This window comes from Pelagibacterium sp. 26DY04 (genome assembly GCF_031202305.1).
Taxonomy (GTDB): Bacteria; Pseudomonadota; Alphaproteobacteria; order Rhizobiales; family Devosiaceae; genus Pelagibacterium.
The window spans coordinates 3405001-3407500 of the sequence record NZ_CP101731.1; the positions used below are offsets into that span (position 1 = coordinate 3405001).

Genomic DNA, 2500 nt, shown 5'->3' on the forward strand with positions numbered 1-2500 from the left:
ACGATCAGGGGTCGGCCAATTCGGAATACTACGTATGTGCCTGGCCGAGGGTGCCATGGAAGTACAGGCGCGACCTATCGTCAGGATGGGGCGAACTGCACGAGGTCCCAAAGGTTTCCGTACAGATCCTTGAACACGGCGACGGTCCCGTAGTCGGCGACCTTGGGCTCGCGAACGAACTCGATGCCGGCGGCGCGATAAGCCGCATAGTCGCGCTGGAAATCGTCGGTGCTCAGGAAGAGGAATACCCGGCCGCCGGCCTGATCGCTTATGTAGCGAGCCTGATGATCGCTGGACGCCCGCGCCAGCAGGATCGACGTGGTCCCCTCGCCCCTGGGCCGGACCAAGACCCAGCGCTTATCCTGCTCGGGCTGATAGGTGTCCTTGACCAGCTCGAACCCGAGCCGCCCCACATAGAAGTCGATGGCCTCGTCATAGTTGCCGACGACGAGCGCGATATGCGCCAGACCCTGGTCATATTTGCCTTCTTGGCCGAGAGATGAAGCGAGCCATCCGCTCGGACTTCAGTAGATCTTTTTAAAAGGCTATGAGAGCGGCGTCTGCCGCCGCGAAGGCGGGGGGTCGAATGGCGGATCAGAACACAAAAAGCCCCGCGTTTGCGGGGCTTTTTGTTTTGTGTTTTGTATTGAGAAGGGTTTGACAGGCTTGTTAGATCTGGCGGCGACCTACTCTCCCGTGCCTTGAGACACAGTACCATTGGCGCTGAAGTGTTTAACGGTCGAGTTCGGAATGGGATCGGGTTCTGGGCACTTCGCCATAGCCACCAGATCAAACAAACCTGTCTGACGTGTAACTGGTCTTATGATCTTTACGATCATTGGTAAATGAGAACGATCAAGTCGATCGAGCTATTAGTACCGGTAAGCTTCACGCATTGCTGCGCTTCCACACCCGGCCTATCGACGTGGTGGTCTTCCACGGCTCTGATAGGGAATACTGGTTTTGAGGGAGGCTTCCTGCTTAGATGCTTTCAGCAGTTATCCCGTCCGAACTTAGCTACCCTGCAATGCGGCTGGCGCCACAACAGGTCCACCAGAGGTTCGTCCATCCCGGTCCTCTCGTACTAGGGACAGCTCCTCTCAATATTCCGACACCCACGGCAGATAGGGACCGAACTGTCTCACGACGTTCTAAACCCAGCTCACGTACCACTTTAAATGGCGAACAGCCATACCCTTGGGACCTGCTCCAGCCCCAGGATGTGATGAGCCGACATCGAGGTGCCAAACGATGCCGTCGATAAGGACTCTTGGGCATCATCAGCCTGTTATCCCCGGCGTACCTTTTATCCGTTGAGCGATGGCCCTTCCACGCGGGACCACCGGATCACTATGACCGACTTTCGTCTCTGCTCGACTTGTCAGTCTCGCAGTCAGGCAGGCTTATGCCATTGCACTCAACGAGCGATTTCCGACCGCTCTGAGCCCACCATCGCGCGCCTCCGTTACTCTTTGGGAGGCGACCGCCCCAGTCAAACTACCCACCACACGCTGTCCCGGGTGCTGTTACACCGCGGTTAGACATCCATGACGATAAGGGTGGTATCTCACATTGCGGCTCCACGAGAACTGGCGTTCCCGCTTCAAAGCCTACCACCTATTCTGCACATGCCGACACGAATGCCAGCGTGAAGCTATAGTAAAGGTGCACGGGGTCTTTCCGTCTGACCGCAGGAACCCCGCATCTTCACGGGGAGTTCAATTTCGCTGAGTCGATGCTGGAGACAGTGGGGAAGTCGTTACGCCATTCGTGCAGGTCGGAACTTACCCGACAAGGAATTTCGCTACCTTAGGACCGTTATAGTTACGGCCGCCGTTTACCGGGGCTTCAATTCAAGGCTTGCACCTCTCCTTTTAACCTTCCGGCACCGGGCAGGCGTCAGACCCTATACGTCGCCTTGCGGCTTCGCAGAGCCCTGTGTTTTTAATAAACAGTCGCCACCCCCTCTTTTGTGCCACCCGCCAATGGTTGCCCATCAACGGGTCACGCTTATCCCGAAGTTACGCGTGCAATTTGCCGAGTTCCTTCAGCATCGTTCTCTCAAGCGCCTTGGTATACTCTACCAGTCCACCTGTGTCGGTTTCGGGTACGGTCTATAAGCTGGGGCTATTTCCTGGAACCGCCTCACTGCATGTCCAATCCGATAAGGACATACAGACCTGGCAATCCGTCACTTCCCAGCAGGCTCACGAATATTAACGTGATTCCCATCGACTACGCCTTTCGGCCTCGCCTTAGGAGCCGGCTAACCCTGCGCTGATTAGCATTGCGCAGGAACCCTTGGACTTTCGGCGAGAGTGTCTCTCACACTCTTTATCGCTACTCATGTCAGCATTCGCACTTCCGATACCTCCAGGACCCCTCGCGGGTATCCCTTCGCAGGCTTACGGAACGCTCCGCTACCGCGTGCATAAATGCACACCCTAAGCTTCGGTGCATGGCTTGAGCCCCGTTACATTTTCGCCGCAGGAACGCTTGA

Annotated in this window: 1 protein-coding gene and 2 rRNA genes (1 of these 3 cut by a window edge); all 3 read right to left on the bottom strand. The window is 56.4% G+C overall.

The window, feature by feature from the left end:
* Window positions 1-80: 80 nt before the first annotated feature.
* Complete coding sequence (locus tag NO932_RS16945; protein ID WP_309211077.1) at window positions 81-467, bottom strand: VOC family protein; 387 nt, start codon at window positions 465-467, stop codon at window positions 81-83.
* A gap of 206 nt (window positions 468-673) precedes the next feature.
* Window positions 674-789 (bottom strand): 5S ribosomal RNA (gene rrf / locus NO932_RS16950).
* 62 nt (window positions 790-851) lie between these two features.
* Window positions 852-2500 (bottom strand): 23S ribosomal RNA (locus NO932_RS16955) (it continues 1077 nt past the right edge of the window).